Raw genomic sequence first — 5473 nt, forward strand, 5'->3', positions numbered from 1 at the left:
GCGAAAGCGACCTCGCCCTTGCCGGCGGTGTGTCGATCATGCTCGAACCCCGCAAGATGTCCTCGGGATCGGCTCAGGGCATGTTGTCGCCGACGGGACGTTGCCACGCGTTCGACGTGAACGCCGATGGCTTCGTCTCTGGCGAGGCGTCTGTGGTGTTGCTGCTCAAGCGCCTCGAGGACGCGCTGGCCGACGGCGACCGCGTCCTCGCCATCGTGCGCGGTACTGCGTCTAACCAGGACGGCCACACGGTCAACATCGCCACGCCGTCCTGCGACGCACAGGAGGCGGCCTACCGGTCGGCCCTGGCGGCCGGCGGCATTGATCCCACGACGATCGGCATGGTCGAGGCACACGGCACCGGCACGCCCGTCGGTGATCCGATCGAGTTCGCGAGCCTGGCCGCCGTGTACGGCACGGCCGGACCCACTGCCCTCGGCTCGGCGAAGACCAACTTCGGCCACAGCCAGTCGGCATCGGGCGCGGTCGGCCTGATGAAGGCCATCCTCTCGCTGCAACACGCGACCATCCCGCAGAACCTGCACTTCACGGCGCTGCCCGAAGAGATGGCGCGCATCGAGACCAACCTCTTCGTGCCGGAAGAGCCGACGCCATGGCCCACCAATGGCCACCACCCGCGTCGTGCGGCGGTGTCGTCGTACGGGCTGTCGGGCACCAACGTGCACGCGATTCTCGAGCAGGGACCGGCCGAGCAGGCGCCGCGCACGGTCGAGCAGTCCGACGCAGGCCAGCTGGCGGGACGGACGCTGTTCCCGCTGTCCGCCACCTCGGTCGAGGAATTGCACGCCACGGCAGGCCGACTGGCGGACTGGGTGGAGAACCACGTCGAGTCCGAGGCCGAGTTGTCGGATCTGGCCTACACGTTGGCGCGCAGGCGTGCGCACCGCTCGGTGCGGGCCGTGGCGTTGGCCGGCGACCACACCGAGCTGGTCACCGCCTTGCGGGAGCTGGCCGAGGGCGAAGTGCCCGTCGAGCCAGCGGTCGCCCAGAGTGACCACGGCCCGGTGTGGGTGTTCTCCGGGCAGGGCTCGCAATGGGCCGCGATGGGCGCAGGTCTGCTCGCCGCCGAACCGGTGTTCGCCAAGACCGTCGCGGAGATCGAACCGCTGATCGCAGCCGAGTCGGGATTCTCGGTCACCGAAGCGATGTCGTCTTCGGAGACGGTCGCCGGGATCGATCAGGTGCAGCCCACCGTGTTCGCGGTTCAGGTCGCGCTTGCCGCCACGATGACGTCCTACGGCGTGGTGCCGGGAGCCGTCATCGGCCATTCGATGGGTGAGGTGGCTGCCGCCGTCGTGGCGGGTGCGCTGTCGCTCGCCGACGGTGTCAAGGTGATCTGCCGGCGGTCCAAGCTGATGGCGAAGATCGCGGGTTCGGGCGCGATGGCGTCGGTGGAGTTGCCTGCCCAGCAGGTGCTTTCCGAGCTGGCCGCGCGTGGCGTCAACGACGTCGTGCTGTCCGTGGTGGCGTCGCCGCAGTCGGCGGTCGTCGGCGGGGCCAAGGAATCAGTGAGCGCCCTCGTCGCGGAATGGGAGGCCCGCGGGGTGATGGCGCGCGAGGTGGCGGTCGACGTGGCATCGCATTCACCTCAGGTCGATCCGATCCTCGACGAGTTGGCCGAGGTGCTCGCCGACATCGAGCCGATGGAGCCGACGGTCCCGTACTACTCGGCAACGCTCTACGACCCGCGTGATCCGGCCGATTTCGACGCCTACTACTGGGTGGACAACCTGCGGCACGCGGTCCGGTTCGGTGCGGCCGTGCAGGCGGCGCTCGAAGACGGATTCCGGGTGTTCGGCGAACTCGCGCCGCACCCACTGCTCACCCACGCGGTCGACCAGAACGCCCGCAGCCTCGACATCCGACTTGCGGCGCTGGCGAGCATGCGGCGCGAACAGGAGCTGCCCAACGGGCTGCGCGGGTTCGTCGCGGACGTGCACAGTGCAGGCGCCGCGATCGACTTCGCCGTGCTGTGGCCCGACGGGGCGCTGGTGGACGCGCCGCTGCCGACGTGGACGCATCCTCGCTTGATCCTCTCCCGCGATGGGCTGGAGCAGGGCGCCTCCACGCTCGCGGTTCATCCGCTGTTGGGTGCACACGTCCGGTTGCCCGAGGTACCCGAACGCCACGTTTGGCAGTCCGACGTCGGCACGAACGCGCAGCCGTGGCTCGGCGATCACCAGGTGCACAGCGTGGCCGCACTGCCCGGCGCCGCCTACTGCGAGATGGCGCTGGCCGCGGCCCGCGCGGTTCTCGGCGAGGCGTCCGAGGCTCGTGACATCGCGTTCGAGGCGATGCTCCTGCTCGAGGAGGACACCCCGGTGTCGGCCGTCGCGTCCATCACCCCTGCCGGCGTGGCCGAGTTCCAGGTGCAGACCCACCTCGACGGTGAGGAGACCCGAAGGGCGACGGCGGTACTCAGTGCGGTGGACGGCGAGGACGTGCCGGCCGCGTACCAGATGTCCGAACTCCTGGCCGCCCATCCAGTGGAACTGGCCGGCGCAGAGATGCGGGACTGGTACGACGCACGGGGAATCCAGTACGGCCCCGCGTTCACCGGTCTGACGACTGCGCACACCACCGAGGGACCTGGTGGATCCGTGCTGGCCGAGGTGGCGTTGCCGGGTTCGATCCGATCCCAGCAGGGCGCCTACGGCGTGCATCCAGCGCTCTTGGACGCCTGCTTCCAGGCGGTCGGTGCGCACCCCGATCTGCACTCCGACGTCAGCGGAACGCTGATGCTGCCGTTGGGCGTGCGACGTCTGCGCGCGCACGCATCGACCCGCAACGCCCACTACTGCTACGTGCGGTTGACCAGCGCCAGCGCGGCGGCGGTCGAGGCCGACATCGAGGTGCTCGACGAGCACGGCGCGGTGCTGCTCTCGGTCACCGGATTGCGCATGGGCACCGGCGTCTCCGAGGCGGGGCAACGTGACCGCACTCTCAACGAGCGGCTGCTGACCATCGACTGGAAGCGGCAGGACACTCCCGAGGCCGAGGCCGTCGAGGCGGGCTCTTGGCTCGTGGTCAGCACGTCGGACGGGTCCGACATGTTCGCGACCGAGTTGGCCGAAGCGCTGAAGGTCAAGGAGGCTCAGATCGCGACGATGGTCTGGCCGCAGCGCGCCGATCACGAGGCCAACGCCCAGCTACTGCGGGCGCAGCTCACCGCCTCCGCGTTCAGAGGCGTAGTGGTGGTCACGCCACGAGACGCCGCGTCGGACGCCGAGGCCCCGCGCAAGGGTGGAGACCTGGTGCGCCACCTGGTGCGCATCGCGCGCGAGCTGCCGGAGGTCGTTGGCGAGCCGCCTCGGCTGTTCCTGGTCACGCGGGACGCCCAGACGGTGCGTGCGGGTGACGTCGCCAACCTGGAGCAGGGCGGGCTACGCGGGCTCATGCGGGTAATCGGCATGGAGCACCCAGGATTGGCCGCCACCCAGATCGACGTCGACGACGCCACGGGTGCCGAGCTGGTTGCCACGCAGCTGCTGGCCGGTTCCGATGAGGACGAGACCGCCTGGCGGGACGGCGAGTGGTACACGGCTCGGCTCAACCTGAGCCCGCTGCAGCCCGACGAGCGGCGGTCCGTCGTGGTCGAGCCCGAGCGGGACGGCATGCGGCTACGGATCCGCCAGCCGGGCGACCTTCAGTCGGTCGAGCTTTCGGCCTACGACCGCGTGCCGCCAGGACCGGGTCAGATCGAAGTGTCGGTCACGGCGTCGAACCTGAACTTCGCCGACGTTCTGGTGGCGTTCGGCCGGTACCCGAGTTTCGAGGGCCGGTTGCCCGAGCTCGGTGCCGACTTCGCCGGTGAGGTCACCGCAGTTGGCGTCGGTGTTACCGAGCACCAGGTCGGTGACCGGGTCGCCGGGATCTCCGCCAACGGTGCGTGGTGCACGTTCGTCACCTGCGATGCCGCCCTCGCGGTCAAGATTCCGGAAGGGGTGCCAGAGGAGCGGGCGGCAGCGGTGCCCAGCGCGCACGCCACCGCCTGGTACAGCCTGCACGACCTGGCCAGGATCGAAACTGGCGACAAGGTGTTGATTCACTCCGCCACCGGCGGCGTTGGTCAGGCGGCCGTTGCCATAGCCAAGGCCGCGGGCGCCGAGATCTTCGCAACCGCGGGTAGCCCGGATCGCCGAGAACTGCTGCGCACCACGGGAATCAAACACGTCTACGATTCCCGCAGCACCGAGTTCGCCGACGCGATCCGCAAGGACACCGACGGATACGGCGTCGACGTCGTGCTCAACTCATTGCCCGGTGCCGCCCAGCGGGCGGGTCTGGAACTGCTGAGCTTCGGTGGTCGGTTCGTGGAGATCGGCAAGCGGGACATCTACGGCGACACAAAGATGGGGCTGTTCCCATTCCGTCGCAACCTCTCGTTCTACGCCGTCGACCTTGGGCTGCTGACGATCACCAACCCAGGCAAGCTGCGGCGTCTGCTCGAGACGATCTACCAGAAGATCGCGGATGGCACGCTGCCGCTGCCGGAGACCACGCACCACCCGCTCAGCGACGGTGCGACGGCCATTCGGGTGATGGGCGCCGCCGAGCACACCGGCAAGCTGGTGCTCGACGTCCCGCACACGGGCAAGCACAGGGTGGTCCAGCCGCCCGAACAGGCACCGGCCTTCCGTTCCGACGGTGCATACGTCATCACCGGCGGTCTGGGTGGCCTTGGGCTCTTCCTTGCCGACAAGATGGCATCGGCAGGCTGCGGACGGATCATCCTCAACGGTCGGTCCCGTCCGAAAGCCGATGTGCTGCAAGCGATCGAGCGCATCCGGGAACGCGGCACCGAGGTCGAGGTGTCACTCGGTGACATCGCCGAGAGTGGCACCGCGGAGCGCCTGGTGGCGGATGCGACCGCCACGGGGCTTCCGCTGCGCGGTGTGTTGCACGCGGCGGCGGTCGTCGAGGACGCCACGCTCGGCAACATCACGGACGAGCTGGTCGAACGGGACTGGGCGCCCAAGGTGTACGGCGCGTGGAACCTGCACGAAGCCACGAAGGCTCAACCGCTGGACTGGTTCTGCTCGTTCTCGTCGGCAGCGGCCATGGTGGGTTCGCCCGGCCAGGGTGCCTACGCCGCGGCCAACAGCTGGCTGGACTCCTTCACGCACTGGCGCCGCGCGCAGGGTCTGCCTGCCAGCGCCGTCGCGTGGGGCGCGTGGGCCGAGATCGGAAAGGGCCAGGGCATGGCCGAGGACGGCTCGATGGCCATCGCACCGGAGGACGGTGCCCATGCCTTCGACGTCCTGGCGCGCTTCAACCGCGGCTATACCGGCTACGCGCCGATCGCCGGGACACCCTGGTTGACGGCATTCGCGCAGACCAGCAAGTTTGCCGAGGCATTCCAGTCCTTGGGCAGGGGCAGCTCGGGTACCAGCCAGTTCCTCGCCGAGCTGAACGAACTGCCGCGCGACGAGTGGCCTGCCCGGCTCCGGCG

At 69.3% G+C, this 5473-nt stretch carries 1 protein-coding gene; it reads left to right on the forward strand.

All coding sequences use genetic code 11. From position 1 onward, the window contains the following. A partial coding sequence (gene pks2 / locus QOC69_RS10415) for a sulfolipid-1 biosynthesis phthioceranic/hydroxyphthioceranic acid synthase (protein ID WP_526439058.1) occupies positions 1-5473 on the forward strand: 5473 nt, incomplete at both ends.

Origin of the sequence: Mycobacterium sp., assembly GCF_032162105.1 — a bacterium.
GTDB lineage: Bacteria > Actinomycetota > Actinomycetes > Mycobacteriales > Mycobacteriaceae > Mycobacterium.